This window comes from Pseudoxanthomonas sp. SE1 (assembly GCF_029542205.1).
Lineage (GTDB): Bacteria > Pseudomonadota > Gammaproteobacteria > Xanthomonadales > Xanthomonadaceae > Pseudoxanthomonas_A.
In genome coordinates, this window is sequence record NZ_CP113783.1 from 2222008 (window position 1) to 2240305 (window position 18298).

The window sequence follows — 18298 nt, forward strand, 5'->3', positions numbered from 1 at the left end:
GCAGCCAGCGGAACGCGGGCAGAGCTCGCACACGCATCTTCACGCGGTCGGCTTGCCCACTTGCGTGCTGGCCCGACGTGCGTCACGCAGGATCTCGATGGCTTCCTTGATCACGTACAAACCGATAAGGGTGCCAATCACATAGTCGGGATAGGGATTGGCCAGCCACCACACCAGTACGCCCGCAAGAATGACGCCGATGTTGGCCACCACGTCGGCTCGGGTAAACAGCCACGTTGCTCGCAGATGGACCTCCCCGGACTTCAGCGGCGAGAGCATGCGCAACACGATGACGTTGACTACAAGCGATAGCAGCGCGGTGCCGATCATCCATCCGCTGAGTGGTTCGGCGCCCTGTAGTACCCGTCGTCCGACCTCCACCAGCACGCCAATACCCAGCACCAGCAGAATGCTGCCACTGAGCCAAGCGGCATTGGCCTTGAAGCGGGCCGTGCGTCCGATGGCCACCAATCCAATGGCGTACGCGGTGGCATCAGACAGCATATCCAGCGCGTCAGCCAGCAGACCTGTGGAATGGGCAATCCAGCCGGCGATGCCACCAATGACGGCCATGGCCGCGTTGAGGACCAAGGCAATCCACAGTACACGTCGCTCCTGGGCGTTCTTGGCCTCGTGATGGCAGCCACAGTCACTCATCGGGTGTTCTCCATGTAATTACGCAGTTCTGAAGGAATCGGCATCGTGCGCAAGGCGTTTACCCGAGCGCCACCGGTATTGCCTTTAGGCATCCACACCCATGTCAGGGTCGCAGCGGCCATCAGGCGCAGCAGTTGTCCAGCCATTTCGCGCATGTCGTGGGCTTGCCACGCCCATCTTGCGAACGCCCAATGACTACGCACGTGCAAGCGCGTGCGGTGCTGCGAGAGCACGTGGGCCAATTCGTACCGTTTGTAGGCCGTCGTGAGATCGCCTTGTTGTAGCGCTTGATCGCCTTGCCAAAGATATTGCGCAAAGGCCGTATCCCGTTGATCTGGAGCCTCGTTAAACGGCCAGCACATCTGCGCCCAATAGCTGGCAGGCATCGTTTCCTCGCGCAACCCGACCTCGCCGGCGCGCAGCGTTTCAGGGCGATCAAGGAAGGTGCCGCACAGACGATCCCAGATCATGAAGAACTCGCCGAAGTTGACCTGGGCATCTTCATAGTCACGCTTGTGATGCCACCGATGTACTTCGGCCACGCCTAGCCAGCGACGTAGCGGGCCAACGCGGTAGTCCAAGTTGGCGTGTTGGAAAGCCAGTTGAACACTCATCAGTGTCAGCCACGCACTGATCACCAGCGGCGGCGCACCCAAGGCGACAGTCAACCCCAAGCCCGGGCCGGCCATCAGCAGTGCACTCAACGGGTGACGACGTTCTCCATTGAGCCAATACAAGCGCTCAGCGCTGTGGTGGATAGCGTGCAGTTTCCATGCCCATCGCACCCGATGACTGAAGCGGTGCATGGCATACAGGCCCAAGTCGATCACCAGCCCCGCCAGCAGCATCTGCCCGATCAGGGGCCACTGGGTCGGCCATAGGCTGCCGGCGGGCAGCAGGCCGCGAAAGGCATGCAATCCATAGGCGGTGCCGGCCAGCAGGCCAAAGTTGACGGCGCCATGCATCAAGTCGGCTTTGAGGTCGCCTTGGCTATGGCGCCAAGACGGCTCGTAGGGCTGCAGCCACTCCAGCAGCGCCACCATGGCAATGCCCGCGGTCGCCAGGATCGCCAAGGTTGGCCAAGCCGGCAGGCCATCGGCCAATACTGCGGCCGTGCCGGCCAGAACCGCGCCCATCAGGGCGGGATACGCGGCATACCGGATCAGGCGTGAGCGCAACATGGAGAGCTCCGGACACGGGTAGAGGCGCGCGGGCGGGAGGCTGGCGGCTGGACAGGGGGCAAGGTAAAGTCCGTAGCTACTACAGAGTCAAGTCGCCACATGAAGATCAGTCAGGCCGCCGAGGCCAGTGGGTGCCATCTGGAAACCATCCGCTATTACGAGCGGATCGGCCTGTTACCCCAACCTGGTCGCACCGGCAGCGGGTATCGCGTTTACGAGCCTGCCGATATCGAGCGTTTGCGCTTCATTACCCGCGGCCGGGATCTGGGTTTCAGTCTGGAAGAGATCCGCAGCCTGCTGCAGTTGTCCGGGGACGACCAGATGTCCTGCATGGACGTAGATCGGCTGGCACGCAGTCATTTGGCTGATATCCAGGCCCGGATGGAGGATCTGCGCAGGATGGCCCGGGAACTGGAGCGGGTGATCGCCAGTTGCCATGGCGGACAACGTGCCGAGTGCACGATCCTCTCTACGCTGCGACAACCGGCCGGTTGCGCGTCGGCGGAGTGCTGCCAGGCGTGAGCGATGTGGACCGCTACCTCGAAGCGGCCACGCGTCAGAACACGCAGCGCAGCTATGCCTCGGCGCTGCGCCACTTCGAGGTCGAATGGGGTGGCCATCTGCCGGCGACGCCCGATAGCGTGGCCCGCTATCTGGCCGAGCAGGCCCCCAAGGCAGCAATCAACACGCTGAAGCAACGACTGGCAGCACTGGCGCATTGGCACGCCGAGCACGGGTTCGTCGATCCCACGCGTACGCCGCTGGTACGCAAGGTCCTCAAGGGCATTCAGACGCTACACCCCCGAATCGAAAAGCAGGCCACGCCGTTGCAGCTGGCCCAGCTGACCCAAGTAGTCGGGTGGCTGGACCAAGCCACGCTGGCGGCCCAGGAGCGCGCCGACCACGCGTATGCCTTGCGTGCCATGCGCGACAAGGCGCTGGTGTTACTGGGCTTTTGGCGAGGATTCCGCGGCGATGAGTTGATCCGGCTGCAGATTGAGTACTTGGAACTGGTACCCGAGCAGGGAATGATCTGCTTCCTGCCGCGCAGCAAGGGCGACAGACAGTCGGCAGGCAATACGTACAAGGTGCCCGCTCTGTCGCGCTTGTGCGCGGTCAGTGCCACGCAGGCCTGGGTGCAGGCAGCCGCGCTAACTCAAGGCCCGCTGTTCCGGCGTGTCGATCAATGGGGCAACGTCGGCAGCCAAGGGTTGCATCCGAACAGCCTGATCCCCTTGCTGCGCGACCTGTTTCAGTCCGCAGGTCTGGAGGCCGTGGGAGGCTACAGCAGCCATTCCCTTCGCCGGGGCTTTGCGGGCTGGGCCAATGACAACGGCTGGGACGTGAAAGCCCTGATGGAGTACGTCGGATGGCGAGACGTGCACTCGGCCATGCGTTACATCCAGGGCCGCGATCCGTTCGCCCGCCAACGCGTTGAAGCCGGCCTCCAGGCCGCGCCGCCCCCCGCGCTCGCCTCGGCGGCGCTGCCAGCGCCGGCCGCGACCGTGAGCCTGACGCTGCGCCTGCTAGTGAGCCCGTTTACGCCCCGAGGCAGGGGCGCTGGCCGCGCTCGGGCACGCATTGAGGCGATGTGCCTATCCCCGTTTCAAGCCCATCGGCTTGATGCCGAGGGAAGCGAGTACCGACTCACGATGCCGGTGGTCGACGCCGCGGACATGGACGAGAGGATGGCCATGCTGCTGGATGAGATGCATCGCGTTGCCGATAACCACCACTGCTTTCTGGAAGCCTCCGTGCGCGCCGAGGACGGGCGTCACTGGGATTGACCTCAACCCTGACCAGGGCACTGCATGGCGACGCTGCACGAGACCGCGTATCCGCGCCTGAAACCTGATCCCACGGCCAAGGAACTGGACGAGATTTACACGCCCAGCGGCGGCGAAGTGCGCCTCGCACGTAGCATGGCGACCCAGCCAACCACTCAGTTGGCTGTGCTCATTCACCTGAAGATGTTCCAGCGGCTGGGCTACTTCGTGATCCTAGCCGATGTCCCAGAACGGATTCGGCAACATATTGCCCAGGCAGCCGGGCTGCGCCGGGCGCTATCCATCCGAGACTTGAATCGCTACGACGTCTCCGGCGCTAAACGCGCCCATATGGCGCGCCTGCGAAAGTTCCTGCGCGTTCGTCCGCTGGATGTCAGCGGGAGGGAATGGCTGGCAACGGTGGCCCAGGCCGCCGCTCAAACCAAGCATGTCATCGCCGACATCATCAACGTGCTGCTGGAGGAGCTGGTTCACCATCGCTTTGAGCTGCCGGGCTTCAGTACGCTGGAGAAGATTGCGGTTCAGGCCCGCGAGCAGGTGCATGAGCAGTATTACCGCAGCATCAATGAGGCCTTGACCGCGCCAGCCAAGAGCTTGATCAAGGAACTGTTGGCCGCACCGGCCAATGCCACATATACCGGCTGGAATGCGCTAAAGCGCGAGCCCAAACGGCCCACCAATAAGGAAGTGCGCTTTTATCTGCAACATATCCAACGCCTGCAACATCTGGCCCAGCAGTTGCCGGCCGTGGATATTCCGGTTCCGAAGCTGAAGCAGTTCCGCGCCATGGCGCGTGCGCTCGATGCCAGCGAACTGGCCGAACTCAAGCCGGCCAAGCGCTATGCCTTGGCGACGATCTTCATTCGGTCCCAGTACGCCAAGACATTGGACGATGCGGCCGACCTGTACATCCGGCTGATGCAGAACCTGGAGAACACGGCCCAGCAAAGACTGTTGGCCTACCAAGTAGAGCACGGCAAGCGTGCTGATACGCTTATCGCGCAGCTCAAGGAGATCCTGCAGGCTTATCAGATCGACGGAACGGACACACAGCGTGTGGATGCCATCGGACTGAGTCTGGTGGCGGACATTTCCACACTGCTGGCCGAATGCGATGAACATATGGCGTACGCAGGCCGCAACTACCTGCCATTCCTGATCCAGCCTTACAGCGTTGTCCGCCCGTTGCTGTTCAACTGCCTGGAGATCATGCAACTGCGCTCCACCAGCCAGGACGCGGGCATGGAACGCATGATCGCTGCTCTGCTGTCGCTCCGCGGTCAGCGGCGGGACATGATTGAGGCCAGCTCGATCGGTCTGGATGTTGAAAAGGATCTGGGCTGGTTGTCAGTCAACTGGCGCAGGCACGTCTTCGGCCGCAAAGCGGACTCGCTGGGGCCGGGCTGGGTGCATCGCAAGTACTTTGAGCTAGCTGTGCTGGCCCAGATCAAAGACGAACTCAAATCCGGTGATCTGTTCATTCCCCACGGGGAGCGCTACGACGATTACCGAGAGCAACTGGTGGATGAGGCCACATTCGCCCAGGAACTGGAGGCCTACGGTGAGGTATCTGGTCTGGCCACCGAGGCCAGCGAGTTCGTGCGCCATTTGCAGCAAGAGCTGAGCTCACTGGCCGACACGGTGGATGCACGTTTTCCGGAGAACGTCCACGCCGATGTGGTGGATGGGCGCCTGGTGCTCCGGAAGCTGCAACGGCCTGAGATCTCCAGCGCCATTGCCACGGTCGATGCTCTTATCACCGAGAGGCTGCCGGCGATGAGTATCGTAGACGTGCTGATCGATGCGGCTCAATGGCTCAAGCTGCACCGTCATTTCCGGCCGATTGCGGGCACCAATGCGCGCGTGGACGATCTCATGCGCCGGGTGATCACTACGCTGTTCTGCTACGGGTGCAACCTGGGCCCGACCCAGACTGCGCGCTCAATCAAGGGCTTCAGTCGGCGCCAGATTTCCTGGCTTAACCTCAAGTACGTCACTGAAGACACGTTGGACAAGGCGATCGTGCAGGTGATCAATACGTTCAACAAGTTCGATCTGCCTGGCTACTGGGGCTCGGGCAAGAGTGCGTCGGCCGATGGCACCAAGTGGAGCATGTACGAGCAGAACCTGCTCTCGGAGTACCACATCCGCTACGGTGGTTATGGCGGCATCGGCTACTACCACGTCTCTGACAAGTACGTGGCGCTGTTCAGTCACTTCATTCCGTGCGGTGTGCACGAAGCGATCTACATTCTGGACGGATTGCTGGCCAACACGTCTGATATCCAGCCTGAAATCGTGCATGGGGATACCCAGGCCCAGAGTTATCCGGTCTTTGGTTTGTCCTACCTGTTGGGCATTCAGTTGATGCCACGTATTCGCAACATCAAGGATCTGACCTTCTTCCGCGCGGAGGCGGGTCGCCCGTACAAGAACATCCAGGCGCTGTTCGGCGACAGCATCGACTGGGGCCTGATCGAAACGCATCTGCACGACATGCTGCGGGTCACGGTGTCGATCAAGTTGGGCAAGATCACCGCTTCGACGATCCTTCGCCGGCTGGGAACCTACAGCCGGAAGAACAAGTTGTACTTCGCCTTCCGGGAGCTTGGGAAGGTCATTCGCACGCTGTTCTTGCTGCGCTACATCGATGACGTGGACATGCGTCGGACTATCCAGGCGGCCACCAACAAAAGCGAAGAGTTCAATGGCTTCGTCAAATGGGTTTTCTTCGGCGGAGAAGGGATCATTGCCGAGAACGTGCTTCATGAGCAGCGAAAGGTCGTGAAGTACAACCAGCTCGTGGCCAATATGATCATCCTGCACAACGTAGACCAGATGACACGCACGTTGGCCAGCCTGCAGGAGGAGGGGATGGAGTTGAATCCCGAGGTTCTGGGCGGCTTGTCGCCGTATCGGACCAGCCACATCAATCGGTTCGGAGACTACACGCTCGACCTGGAACGTAAGGTCGCGCCTCTCCAATTCACCGAGATCGTTTTGGAGCCCCACTGGACGCAGATCGCCGAGCCGAGAGGGTAGCGGACTCTGTCTATTCAGTTTCGACGCGAAGTGCTAATAGGCCACTTCGTGGCCTCAGCGGCGTATGAAGAAGAAAAGCACGCAACATCAAAAACTTAAAGCGGATTCGGCTGTATTTCTCACGAATCCCTGCCGACCCTCATGAAGGGATCAACACCAACCGCAACGAGCGTGACGCAGCCGAGAAGGATGCAAAGAAGGGTCATGCGGCGGCCTTCCGCACGATGACCTTGAAACCCTTGGGATCGATGCTGTGCGCGCAGCGGCACGCGATCTGGTAGCTGGCGAATGTTGCGATTACGGCCCACTCGCCGCCACAGTTCTGCAGAACGTTGAACATGTCGGTGTCCCCTGCCCTAGCGCCCTAGACCCCGGTCACCCCAGCTAGGGCGCTGGGGGCCGGGAGTATCCTCCACGGGATACGTAGGCGCAGTATGCTCACCGGGAGACTGCTGTCAACCCCCGGGGATACTTATGGACACTATTGCGGACCTGATCGAAGCGGCGAAACTGAGGACGGGCGCGTCCTATACCGAAATCGGGGACAGGCTGGACCGGTCGAAGCAGCTGGTCACCAACTGGAAGTCGGGCAACAAGGTGCCAACAGATGGTGACGTAATGGCGCTAGCGCGAATGGCTGGCGAAGACTTAGACAAGTGGCTGGCTATCGCCCAAGCAGCCCGCAGCGAAGGCGACGCGAAAGTGCGTTGGCAGCAGATTGCGAAGCGCTTAGCTGCCACAGCTACCCTTCTGGCCGTGGCGGTATTCCCTGCCCTTTCCGAGCGCGCTCAGGCCGCAGAACGGGCGTTCGACGCGCCCGCAGTAGGCATTATGCGAAATGGATTGCGGCAGAGGCTGGCTGGTGGATTCGCCTCATCGGAACTCGAACAGCTCGTGCTGCAACCGGTCCTCCGCCACACCGTTTTCCCGCATCAGCTGGCGCACCTGTTCCAGTAGACCCTTGGGGCCGCAGAAGCTGATCCGCACCTCGGAGGCGCCCGCCCGCTCGACCTGTTGCGCAAATCGCTGACGAAACCCGGCCGAGGCCGGACCCGTTGCGATGTCGACCAGTTCCACACCCCGCGCACGCGCCATGCCCGGCAAATCCACGGCCTCGGGAAGCTCCCGGCCCGGCGTGAAGAAATGAAAGAACGTCGCGCCGTCCAGCCTGGACGCGTCCCCGGACGCGTCGGCATCGCGAAGCCACGCGATGAACGGCGTCACGCCCACGCCGCCGGCGATCCATATCTCCTGCCGCCCCGTCGCCGTCCGCTTGAACCGGCCGAATGGCGCATAGACCTGCGCGATCATCCCCGGCCGAGCCTCCCTCACCAGCCGCTCCGTGTAGTCGCCCAGCGAACGCACCGTGAAGGCGATCCCGCCATCGGCGTCCCCCGCGCTGGCGATGGTGAAGGGATGCGGCTCGCGCAGGCCGTCGTGCTCGAAGGATACGAACGCGAACTGGCCAGCAAGGAACGCAATGCTCCGACCCTCCGGCACAAGCTGCAGATGGACGGCACTGCCGTTGGCCGAGACCGAGCGCAGGCGGTACCGCGCATGCCGCGAGAACACGGGATACAGCAGCAGCTTGTAGGCCGCCCCCAGCACGCCCAGCAACGACAGCACGGCCAGCCATGCTCCCGCCGGGCTGGCCAGCACGATGGGCGACTTGAAGCTGGCCCAATGCGCGACGACGATCAGGAACAGCGGACCGGACAGCTTGTGCCACCACCGCCAGGTCCGATACGGAATCTTGCGGTTCAGCGCCAGCAACACGATGAGCATCAGCGACACGAAGCTGAGCTGCCGGACGAGCCGCGTCACCGCTCCGGGCAACGACAGGATGGCGGCTGTCTCCCATGCCGGCGTGCCCGCCTTGAAGACCAGGTGGACCGACGCGAACACCAGCGCCCACACTCCGAGCCACTTGTGCGTCTCGTAGACGCGGTCCAGTCCGCCGAACAGCGATTCGACCGCCTTCCAGCGTGCTCCCAGGACGGCCGCAAGGGCCATCAGCGACACGGCAGCGACACCCGAACCCAGGCTGAGCATCGCCGTGGTCGGCCATGTGCTGCCGGGAATCGCCGATGCCGTCAGGCCGAAGCTCGCCAGTACCACGGGAATAATCAGGGAACACGAACCGAGCCGCATGTCAGGTCCGTCCAATCAAAGGGCCAAGCCGATTGTGGTCACCGTTCCATCCGGCATGCGTTGATCCGGATCAATCCCGTGACCAGCGCTCACGCTTTCCGGTTCTGCCTATACCAGGCCACAGCCCCCAGCAGCCCCAGCTGCCCATGCTCCACCCGCCATACCGGGACCCGCTCCAGCTGCTCGGTCATCACGCCCTTGTTGAGGTACCGCTGCAGGAAGCGCCCGTCGTGCAGGAACTGCGGAATGTGCGCGGTAACGCCGCCCGCCAGATACACGACCCGGGCGCCGAAGATGATCGCCAGATCGCCGACCACGCTGCCCAGCCAGCCACAGAACGTCTCCAGCGTTTCCCTTGCCAACGCATCCGATTCTGCGGCCGCGACCAGCGCGCCGGCATCCGCATGCACAGGCGTCGCGCCGCGGAGTTCGCACAGGCACCGGTACAGATTCATCAGGCCAGGACCAGACAGCACGTGCTCGTTGTGCAGGTACGGACGGTCCCTCAACAGCCTGCGCACGATATCCAGCTCCAGCGCATTGCCGGCCGCCAATGACGCCTGGCCGACTTCCGTCGGCAGCACACGCGGCGGCTGACCTTCGATCCAGACGGCGGCGCCCAGTCCCGTGCCGGGACCGATCACCAGCGCGGGTGACGACGTGCCCGTGGCCTTCAAGGATGTCAGCGGCGCCAGCGTGTCCGGCGCGAGCGTCGGTACCGCATTGGCCACGGCTTCGAAATCGTTGATCAGCTGCACCCAGGCCAGGCCGGCGCCCGCACGCGTCTGTTCCACCGACACCGCCCACGGCAGGTTCGAATTGATCAGTCGGTCGCCTTCCAGCACACCAGCGATGGCCACGACCGCGCCATGGCACGGCGTGCCGGCCGCATAGTCGTGCAGGATGGAGGCGAGATCCGGATGCTCCGCGCAGGCATAGCGGCGGTAATCGTGGATCTCGTTGTCGCCGTCGGCGTCGATCCAGCCGAGGCGGGCATACGTGCCGCCCACGTCGGCGACGATGATGCGTGCACGCGAAACATCCTGCGTGTGTGCTGCGGGAACGCCTGTCGGCACCTTGTCCATCGTTACCGTGCCTGCCATGCGAATGCCACGCTGCCCAAAGCCTGAAATGCGCGACAAGGATAACGTGTCGTTGTCCGATCGTGCGTGAGCCGACCGCGGACGGCGCGTAGCTCACCCTACGGAAAGGTACGTCCACGGGTCATGGCGTATCATGCGGGCATGTCCCGGTTCGCCCCCCTGCTCCGTGCCCTGCTTTGCCTGGCGTTGCTGCTCAACGGCACGGCGTACGCGCATGCCGCCACGCGCATGGCGATGGGCGACATGGCTGCAGCGGCCCAGGCCGCCGACGACGTACCGCCCTGCCACGAAGGCATGGCCATGGCGATGGATGGCGACGACGCATCCCCGTCCGTCCACCACGACGACGATGCCGGCCTCCCCGATTGCTGCAAGGCCGGCAACTGCGACGGTTTCTGTGCCCAGCATGCGCCCGTGGTGACCTGGCTGGCGCCGCTGGACCCACCGCGCTATCCCACGGCGGACACTCCGACCTACCGTGCCGGCGCCCACGCCTCCGTGCGTCTGCCCCACCGTCTGCGACCTCCCATCCTGGCAGCCTGACGCCGCATTCCCGCGGCTTTCCGCAGGGCCGGTGGCGCGTGTCGCGCGCCGGATCCACGACCACGACGGACGCCATCGCCACAGCGGTCGGTCGCGCCGACGATGCACAGGATGCTTGCAATGAACCACGATGAATCCACACCGGGACGCCTGGGCGCGTTCCGTCCCACTCGCCGCCAGTTCGTTACCGGCCTGGTCACCGGCAGCGTCGCGCTGGGCCTTGGCCTGGCGCGCATGCCCGCCTCGGCCGGCACCCCCGCACGTCGCGGCGGTGCGGCGCTCGTCACCGGCACCGACTTCGCGCTGAGCATCGGCGCGATGCCGGTCGACATCACCGGCCGCATGCGGCCCGCGATCACGGTCAACAACAGCCTGCCGGCGCCGACACTGCGCTGGCGCGAAGGCGATACCGTTACCGTGCGCGTCAGCAACCGCCTGCGCGACATGACCTCCATCCACTGGCACGGCATCCTGCTGCCGTCGAACATGGACGGCGTGCCGGGCCTGAGCTTCAACGGCATCGCGCCGGGCGAAACCTTCCAGTACCGCTTCCAGCTCAAGCAGTCCGGCACCTACTGGTACCACAGCCATTCGCTGTTCCAGGAACAGGCCGGCCTGTACGGCGCGCTGATCGTCGACCCGCGCGAGCCGCCGCCCTACCACCACGACCGCGAACATGTCGTGCTGCTGTCGGACTGGACCGATCTCGATCCGGCCGCGTTGTACCGGCGCATGAAGAAGATGCCGGAGCACGACAACTACTACCAGCGCACGCTGGTGGACTTCGTACGCGACGCGAAGCGCGACGGGCTGGCGGAGACGGTCGAGGATCGCGGCATGTGGGGGCGCATGCGGATGACGCCCACCGACATCTCCGACATCAATGCGCACACCTACACCTATCTGGTGAATGGTGCGGCGCCGGCCGGCAACTGGACCGGTCTGTTCAAGCCGGGCGAGAAGGTTCTGTTGCGCTTCATCAACGGCAGCGCGATGACCTACTTCGATGTGCGCATCCCGGGCCTGAAGATGACCGTGGTCGCCGCAGACGGCCAGTACATCCATCCGGTCAGCGTGGACGAGTTCCGCATCGCGGTGGCGGAAACGTTCGACGTGATCGTCGAACCGAAGGGTCAGGACGCCTTCACCATCTTCGCGCAGGACATGGGCCGCACCGGCTACGCACGCGGCACGCTGGCCGTCCGCGACGGGCTGGAGGCGCCGGTTCCGTCGCGCGATCCACGTCCGCTGCTGACGATGGCCGACATGGGCCACGACATGAACGGCCATGGCGCGCAGAAAGGCATGGAAGGCGGATGCGGCGCGATGATGGGCGAAGGCGGCTGCGGTGCGAACATGGGTGCGATGGATCACGGCGCTCACGGCGCGACATCGAAGGCGCCGAACCATCCCGCCAGCGAAACTGGCAATCCGCTGGTCGACATGCAGTCCTCCGCCAGCGAACCCAAACTCGACGATCCCGGCATCGGCCTGCGCGACAACGGACGCCAGGTGCTGACCTACGGCGCGATGCGCAGCCTGTTCGACGATCCGGACGGACGCGAACCGGGGCGCACCGTGGAGCTGCACCTGACCGGGCACATGGAGAAGTTCGCCTGGTCGTTCGACGGTATCCCGTTCGCCAGCGCCGACCCGCTGCGTCTCAAGTACGGCGAGCGTATGCGCATCGTGCTGGTCAACGACACCATGATGCAGCACCCCATCCATTTGCACGGCGTCTGGAGCGACCTGGAGGATGCGGACGGTGCATTCCAGCTGCGCAAGCACACCATCGACATGCCGCCCGGCACGCGGCGAAGCTATCGCGTCCGCGCCGATGCGCTGGGACGGTGGGCCTTCCACTGCCACCTGCTGTACCACATGGAAGCCGGGATGATGCGCGAAGTGAGGATCGAGGCATGAAGACCTTCCTCATCCCTGCCCCGCTCCGCCTCGCCTCCGTCGTTGCCGTCGTCCTGGGCGTGGCCGCGCCTGCCATGGCGCAGCATCACGACCATCCACAGCCTGCGACGCAGGAGACACCGAAGCAGGACGACCACGCGCATCACGATCATGGCGCCATGTCCCAGGCGACCCCGGCGACGACACCCGCTGCGCCGCGCGAACCGATCCCCGCGATCACCGCGGACGACGTTGCCGCTGCGTTCCCCGCCATCGACCACCACGCCATGCAGCATGCACCGGCGTTCAACCACAAAGTGACCTTCAACCGGCTGGAAGCCTGGGATGCGGACGAAGGCACTGGCCAAGCCTGGGAAGGCAGCGCCTGGTTCGGCACCGACACCGACCGCCTGTGGCTGCGCAGCGAGGGCGAGCGCATGGGAGGGCACACCGAGAGCGCCGACCTGGAAGTGCTGTACGGCCGCAGCGTCTCGCCGTGGTGGGACGTGGTGGCCGGCGTGAAGCACGACTTCAAGCCCGGCGACGCGCGCAGCTGGGCGGCGCTCGGCGTGCAGGGCATGGCGCCCTACCGCTTCGAGGTGTCGGCAACCGCGTACGTCGGCGAAGACGGACAGGTCGCCGCGAACGTCGAGGCCGAGTACACGCTGCGCATCACCAACCGCCTGATCCTGCAACCGCTGGTGGAAGTGGACATCGCAGCGAAGGATGATCCCGATTACGGCGTCGGACGCGGCATCTCCGGCATCGAAGCGGGCCTGCGCCTGCGCTATGAAGTGACGCGCCGTTTCGCGCCCTACATCGGCGTGGTGCACGAACGCGCCGTGGGCGACACTGCCGATCTGCGCCGCGCAGACGGCGAAGACACGCGCGATACCCGCATCGTCGCGGGCGTCCGGATCTGGTTCTGATGGAGGACTTCATGAATTGCCGCACGCCCCTGCTCCGCCTCGCCTCCGTCCTGCTGCTCGCCACCACCCTCGCCGCCTGCACGCAGGCGGTGCCGGCGCCGGTGGACAGCGCCCTCGCGGCGACGGCTGCACCGGCAACGCAGCAGAAGGCCGCAGCGGCGACGACGCCGGAGATCACCGTCCATCGCGATGCCTACTGCGGCTGCTGCCACCTCTGGATCGAACACCTGCGCAAGGAAGGCTTCGACGTGCACGACCGCGTCGAGGACGCCATGAGTCCGGTGAAGGAACGGCTGGGCATCGTGCCCGAGCATGCGTCCTGCCACACCGCCGAAGTCGGGGGCTACGTGGTCGAGGGCCATGTGCCGGCATCGGACATCCGTCGCCTGCTGCGCGAGAAGCCGACCATCCGTGGCCTGGTGCTGCCCGGCATGCCGATGGGCTCGCCGGGGATGGAGGTGGAAGGCGTCGACGCACCGGCCTACACCGTGCTCGCGCTGCACCGCGACGGCACCACCACGCCCTACGCCACGCATTCGCCATGAACCGAGGGGGACGGCACGGACGCCGTCCCACCCCTTGACTCTGGAGCGTACTCCAGGGTGCAGACTGCAGGCACTTCGAGGAGTTCCCGCATGAACATCGGCCAATTGTCCCGCCGCACCGGCGTCCCCATCGACACCGTGCGCTACTACGAAAAGCAGCGCTTGCTGCCCACGCCCACGCGCAGTGCCAGCGGCTACCGCCATTACGAAACGAACGATGTGCTGCGGCTGAATTTCATCCGCCGCGCGAAGGCGCTCGGCTTCACGCTCGAGGAAATCCGCGACCTGCTGGCCCTCAGCAGCGCCCACGACGGCGACATGGCGGCCATCCGTTCCGCCGCCACCGACAAGCTGGTCGACGTGGAACAACGTCTGGCGGAGCTGACGCGCGTGCGTGACGGGTTGCGCCAGCTGGTCGATGCATGCCCGGGGCATGGCGCGCTGGACCAGTGCCCGATCCTCACGGCGCTGGGAGGCGAGGCATGAGCCACGCACCGCACACGCATGGACACGCTTCCAGCGAACACACGGCGAAACCCGCGTGCTGCAGCGGCCATACCACGGCGCGCGCCGACGACGACACGCACGTCACCGATCCGGTCTGCGGCATGAAGGTCGATCCGCTCACCACCGCGCACCATGCGGAGCATGCAGGCCAGGCCTACCATTTCTGTTCCGCAGGTTGCCGCACGAAGTTCGTCGCCGATCCCGAACGCTATCTGCATCCGGCCGCTGCTGCCGCACCGGCACCTGCGGGCACGCAGTACACCTGCCCCATGCATCCGGAGATCGTGCAGGACGGCCCGGGCACGTGTCCGCTCTGTGGCATGGCGCTGGAGCCCATGCTGCCCTCGCTGGACGAGGAGGAGAATCCGGAGTTGACCGATTTCCGGCGGCGCTTCTGGTGGACGCTGCCCTTCAGCACGGCCACGCTGCTGCTGGCCATGGGCGGCATGTACCTGGATCTCATCCCGCCCACCGTGCGCACCTGGCTGGAATTCGCGTTCAGCACGCCGGTCGTGCTGTGGGCCGCTTGGCCGTTCTTCCAGCGCTGGGCGCAATCGATCGCACATCGCAGCCCCAACATGTGGACGCTGATCGGTACCGGCGTGGCCGCCGCCTACGGTTACAGCGTGGTCGCCGTGCTGGCACCGCAACTGTTCCCGCCCTCGTTTCGCGACCATGGCCACGTCGGCGTCTACTTCGAAGCGGCGGCGGTGATCGTGTCGCTCACCCTGCTCGGCCAGTTGCTGGAACTGAAGGCGCGCTCGCAGACCTCCGCCGCGATACGCGCCCTGCTGGGCCTCGCGCCGAAGACGGCACGCCGCCTGCGCGACGATGGCGATGAGGAAGACATCGAGCTCTCGCACGTGCACGTCGGCGACCGGCTGCGCGTGCGGCCGGGCGAGAAGGTGCCGGTGGATGGCGTGGTGCTGGAAGGCCGGACGCACATCGACGAATCCATGCTGACCGGCGAGCCGATGCCGGTGGAGCGTGCGCCGGGCGACCGCGTGATCGGCGCCACCCTCAACGGTGCGGGCAGCCTGGTGATACGTGCCGACAAGGTGGGCAGCGACAGCGTGCTCGCCCAGATCGTGCAGCTGGTCGCGCAGGCCCAGCGCACGCGCGCACCGATGCAGCGGCTGGCGGACCGGGTGTCGTTCTGGTTCGTGCTCGCCGTGCTCGCCGCCGCACTGGCGACCTTGCTGGGCTGGGGTCTGTTCGGCCCGGATCCGTCATGGACCTACGGTGTCCTCAACGCCGTATCGGTGCTGATCATCGCCTGCCCCTGTGCACTGGGATTGGCCACGCCGATGTCGGTGATGGTGGCCAGCGGGCGTGCCGCGCAGGCCGGTGTGCTGTTCCGCGATGCAGAAGCCATCGAGACGCTGCGCAAGGTGGACACGCTGATCGTCGACAAGACCGGCACGCTGACCGAGGGGCGCCCGGCTTTCGATGCGGTGCATGCGTTGGCACCGTTCGACGAGGACGAGGTGCTGCGCTTGGCCGCCAGCCTGGATGCCGGCAGCGAGCATCCGTTGGCGCAGGCGGTGGTGCAGGAGGCGCGTCGGCGCGGGCTGGCGCTCGCGTCCGCACTGGATTTCGAATCCAGCAGCGGCGTCGGTGTCCGCGGCGTGGTCGACGGCCGTCGCCTCGCGTTCGGCAATACCGTGCTGATGGAGGAGGAAGGCGTATCCATCGATGCCTTGCGGGAACATGCCGACCGCCTCCGCGAGGAAGGCGGCAGCGTGATGTTCCTCGCGGTCGATGGCGCGCCCGCCGGCAGTATCGCGGTGGCCGATCCCATCAAGGCCAGTACGCCGGACGCCCTGCGCGCCCTGCGTGACGGCGGGCTCCGCATCGTCATGGCCACCGGCGATGGCGAACGCACCGCGCGGGCAGTCGCCGCACGCCTCGGTATCGACGAAGTCCACGGTGAAGTGCGTCCCGCGGACAAGGCCGCGCTGGTGGCGCGTCTGAAGCAGGAGGGCCGCCACGTGGCGATGGCCGGGGATGGCATCAACGATGCCCCTGCCCTCGCGGCGGCGGATGTCGGCATCGCAATGGGCACGGGCACGGACGTGGCGATGTCCAGCGCGCAGGTGACGCTGGTGAAGGGCGACCTGCGCGGCATCGCGCGCGCCAAAGCGCTGTCGGAAGCGACGGTGCGCAACATGCGGCAGAACCTGGCTTTCGCCTTCGCGTACAACGCGCTGGGCGTGCCGGTCGCGGCCGGCGTTCTCGGCCTGTTCGGCGGTCCGCTGCTGTCACCGATGTTCGCCGCAGTGGCGATGAGCCTCAGCTCGGCCTCGGTGGTTGGCAACGCGCTGCGGCTGCGGCGCGTGCGCCTGCCCGGTGAATGAAACGCATGCGGCCGCCCTCAGGCGGCCGCATCAGGAAGCATCGGACCTTACTTGACCTTGGCGTAGGTCGCCTTGAACGCCACGCCGCTCATGATGCCGCCCGCGTGGCATTCGTAGTTGGTGGCGCTGCGGTACTCGTTCTTCTTGAAGTAGCTGACGATGTCGATAACCGCATTGGCGCCGCGATCCTTGGCGCCCTCCTGCAACGCCTTCAGCGCCGACAGCGCCACCCAGCGGCAGGACTCGGCATCGGACTTGCCCACGCCGTTGGTCTTCTTGTTGGTCACGTCCTCACCGAAGCGGGACACCACCGCCGGCGTCTTCTGGCCGGCGAGGTAGAAGCGCACGCTGCCGTCGAGGCCGGCGGCCTTCGCTTCGGCCGAATCCAGCAGCTCCTGCAGGGGAAGTTCGAGGCGCGTGTCGGCGGCGACCGCCGGGGCGGCGGCCAGCACCAGGCAGGTCAAAGTGGTGGTCAGAAATCGTTTCAAGGTTCAGCTCCTTGGGTGAATGGCGGTCGGGCCGCCGTTGGAAAGAGATTGCCAAGCGGAAGGTTCGGAGGGCGTGCAGGCACGCGGGACGGCCCATGTTGACTGCCTGCCGTGTCACTGGATGGGCGGCACATCCTCTTCGGGGCCGATTTCGATGCTGTTCCGCTCGTCCGCGAACTGCACCCTGAAGTCGCCGCGCAGCAGCCACGCGGCGGTATCGGCCGCCAGCGCATCGCTGATCTTGCTCAACGACGAGCAGCCACCCCGGAACAACGTCATCGTCTGCCGGTAAGGCTGGTACTGCCCTATCAGCTTGCCGTCCTGGAACAGGTCGGCGCGGATCATCGCCCACTTGGGACCGGAGAATCCGCCACCGTCGGCGCTGCGCATGTTCATGATGCGGATGCGCAGGGTACGGCCAGGCAGGCTTTCCAGGTCCTGGTCGGTCAGTTCCACCCGTCCTTTCGAATACTCGACCAGATGCGCGGGCAGTTCCGCTGTCCAGTCGCAATCCTTCATGAACTCCGGATAGCCGGCGTACCCCTCGCGCAGCGCGATCGTCGGGCTGGTTCGGATGACATCATCCGCAAGCGCAGGCAATGCGAACGCGCCCAGCCAGGCCGCCAGCAGAAGCCGGTGCACGTGCCGCCTCACGGCGTAGCCGCCTGCGTGGCCTCGGCGCCATCGGGCTGGTGGAATACCGGGGAATTCTGGATGTCGTTGACCAGATTGCGGATCCAGCGGTTGTAGTTGCCGTGGATTTCCGGTGCCCCGCGCTTGATTTCGTAGTTCATCTCCCTGCTGGAGACATACTCGATCTTGAAGCCGTTGGCGTCGTACCGCACCGCGACCACGACTTCATGCGTGCGTGGCGCGTAGCGCAGCGTCACCCGGCCGGGTTCGCTGTCCGCGACGGCCCAGCCGCGGGCCTTGCCCGCATGGATGATGGCCGCCTTGATGCGCGCCGCACTCGGCGGAATGCCGTTGGTGGACTCCACCCGCTCGTACGCCGGCACGACCATCGGATCCTGCTTGCCTGCCATCGCCGGCAGGCTGGCGGCTGACAGCACGAGCGCCAACAACAATGAAACGGAACGCTTCTTCAT

General features: G+C 65.1%; 18 protein-coding genes. 10 read left to right on the forward strand and 8 right to left on the reverse strand.

Going from position 1 to position 18298, the window contains the following annotated elements; translation table 11 throughout:
- Nucleotides 1–39: 39 nt before the first annotated feature.
- Together OY559_RS10495 and OY559_RS10500 are read right to left on the reverse strand one after the other, a co-directional pair.
- Complete coding sequence (locus OY559_RS10495; protein ID WP_046932167.1) at nt 40–657, reverse strand: cation diffusion facilitator family transporter; 618 nt, start codon at nt 655–657, stop codon at nt 40–42.
- Nucleotides 654–1838, reverse strand: a complete 1185-nt coding sequence (locus OY559_RS10500; RefSeq protein ID WP_127170488.1) for a DUF3703 domain-containing protein — start codon at nt 1836–1838, stop codon at nt 654–656. The genes OY559_RS10495 and OY559_RS10500 overlap by 4 nt, the downstream gene beginning before the upstream one ends.
- A 99-nt stretch (nt 1839–1937) precedes the next feature.
- Here OY559_RS10500 and OY559_RS10505 point away from each other — a divergent pair, with 99 nt between their 5' ends.
- The 3 genes from OY559_RS10505 to OY559_RS10515 are packed head-to-tail and all read left to right on the forward strand — an operon-like array spanning nt 1938 to nt 6667.
- The gene (locus OY559_RS10505; protein WP_046932166.1) at nt 1938–2360 is read left to right on the forward strand and encodes a MerR family transcriptional regulator; all 423 of its coding nucleotides are present in this window, start codon (nt 1938–1940) and stop codon (nt 2358–2360) included.
- A complete protein-coding gene (locus tag OY559_RS10510; protein WP_046932193.1) occupies nt 2357–3625 on the forward strand; it encodes a site-specific integrase in 1269 nt (422 codons plus the stop codon). Before OY559_RS10505 ends, OY559_RS10510 begins: the two co-directional genes overlap by 4 nt.
- Nucleotides 3626–3649: 24 nt before the next feature.
- Nucleotides 3650–6667 (forward strand): Tn3 family transposase, encoded by a 3018-nt coding sequence (locus tag OY559_RS10515; RefSeq protein ID WP_046933271.1) that lies wholly within the window; start codon nt 3650–3652, stop codon nt 6665–6667.
- Nucleotides 6668–6869: 202 nt separating this feature from the next.
- On the opposite strand, the gene OY559_RS10520 is transcribed toward OY559_RS10515, so the two are convergent.
- Nucleotides 6870–7007, reverse strand: coding sequence for a hypothetical protein (locus OY559_RS10520; RefSeq protein ID WP_277726230.1), 138 nt, complete (start codon nt 7005–7007; stop codon nt 6870–6872).
- A 134-nt stretch (nt 7008–7141) separates the two neighbouring features.
- Between OY559_RS10520 and OY559_RS10525 the strand changes: the two genes are divergently transcribed.
- A complete protein-coding gene (locus tag OY559_RS10525) occupies nt 7142–7624 on the forward strand; it encodes a DUF3693 domain-containing protein (protein WP_277726231.1) in 483 nt (160 codons plus the stop codon).
- Here the strand turns inward: OY559_RS10525 and OY559_RS10530 are convergent.
- Together OY559_RS10530 and OY559_RS10535 are read right to left on the reverse strand one after the other, a co-directional pair.
- Nucleotides 7541–8818, reverse strand: a complete 1278-nt coding sequence (locus OY559_RS10530) for a ferredoxin reductase family protein (protein ID WP_277726232.1) — start codon at nt 8816–8818, stop codon at nt 7541–7543. The genes OY559_RS10525 and OY559_RS10530 overlap by 84 nt on opposite strands.
- A gap of 89 nt (nt 8819–8907) precedes the next feature.
- Nucleotides 8908–9903 carry a glucokinase gene (locus OY559_RS10535; RefSeq protein ID WP_277729978.1) on the reverse strand — a complete coding sequence of 332 codons (996 nt, stop codon included), beginning with the start codon at nt 9901–9903 and terminating at the stop codon, nt 8908–8910.
- Between the two features lie 159 nt (nt 9904–10062).
- Between OY559_RS10535 and OY559_RS10540 the strand changes: the two genes are divergently transcribed.
- The 6 genes from OY559_RS10540 (at nt 10063) to OY559_RS10565 (ending at nt 16704) form a co-directional block, all read left to right on the forward strand.
- Nucleotides 10063–10464: a CopL family metal-binding regulatory protein gene (locus OY559_RS10540; protein WP_277726233.1), complete on the forward strand. Its 402-nt coding sequence runs from the start codon at nt 10063–10065 to the stop codon at nt 10462–10464.
- Between the two features lie 120 nt (nt 10465–10584).
- On the forward strand, nt 10585–12387 hold the full coding sequence (locus OY559_RS10545; RefSeq protein ID WP_277726234.1) for a copper resistance system multicopper oxidase: 1803 nt from the start codon (nt 10585–10587) through the stop codon (nt 12385–12387).
- A 74-nt stretch (nt 12388–12461) separates the two neighbouring features.
- Entirely contained in the window at nt 12462–13295 is an 834-nt protein-coding gene (locus OY559_RS10550) for a copper resistance protein B (protein ID WP_277729979.1), read from the forward strand.
- Nucleotides 13296–13306: 11 nt separating this feature from the next.
- A complete protein-coding gene (locus tag OY559_RS10555; RefSeq protein ID WP_277726235.1) occupies nt 13307–13840 on the forward strand; it encodes a DUF411 domain-containing protein in 534 nt (177 codons plus the stop codon).
- 90 nt (nt 13841–13930) lie between these two features.
- Nucleotides 13931–14326, forward strand: coding sequence for a MerR family transcriptional regulator (locus OY559_RS10560; protein ID WP_277726236.1), 396 nt, complete (start codon nt 13931–13933; stop codon nt 14324–14326).
- Between the two features lie 122 nt (nt 14327–14448).
- Nucleotides 14449–16704 (forward strand): heavy metal translocating P-type ATPase, encoded by a 2256-nt coding sequence (locus OY559_RS10565; RefSeq protein WP_277729980.1) that lies wholly within the window; start codon nt 14449–14451, stop codon nt 16702–16704.
- Nucleotides 16705–16751: 47 nt separating this feature from the next.
- Here the strand turns inward: OY559_RS10565 and OY559_RS10570 are convergent, their stop codons facing one another.
- The 3 genes from OY559_RS10570 to OY559_RS10580 form a co-directional block, all read right to left on the reverse strand.
- A complete protein-coding gene (locus OY559_RS10570) occupies nt 16752–17192 on the reverse strand; it encodes an excinuclease ATPase subunit (protein ID WP_277726237.1) in 441 nt (146 codons plus the stop codon).
- Nucleotides 17193–17306: 114 nt separating this feature from the next.
- Nucleotides 17307–17834 (reverse strand): hypothetical protein, encoded by a 528-nt coding sequence (locus OY559_RS10575; protein WP_277726238.1) that lies wholly within the window; start codon nt 17832–17834, stop codon nt 17307–17309.
- A gap of 8 nt (nt 17835–17842) precedes the next feature.
- Nucleotides 17843–18298 (reverse strand): ApeA family protein, encoded by a 456-nt coding sequence (locus tag OY559_RS10580; RefSeq protein WP_277726239.1) that lies wholly within the window; start codon nt 18296–18298, stop codon nt 17843–17845.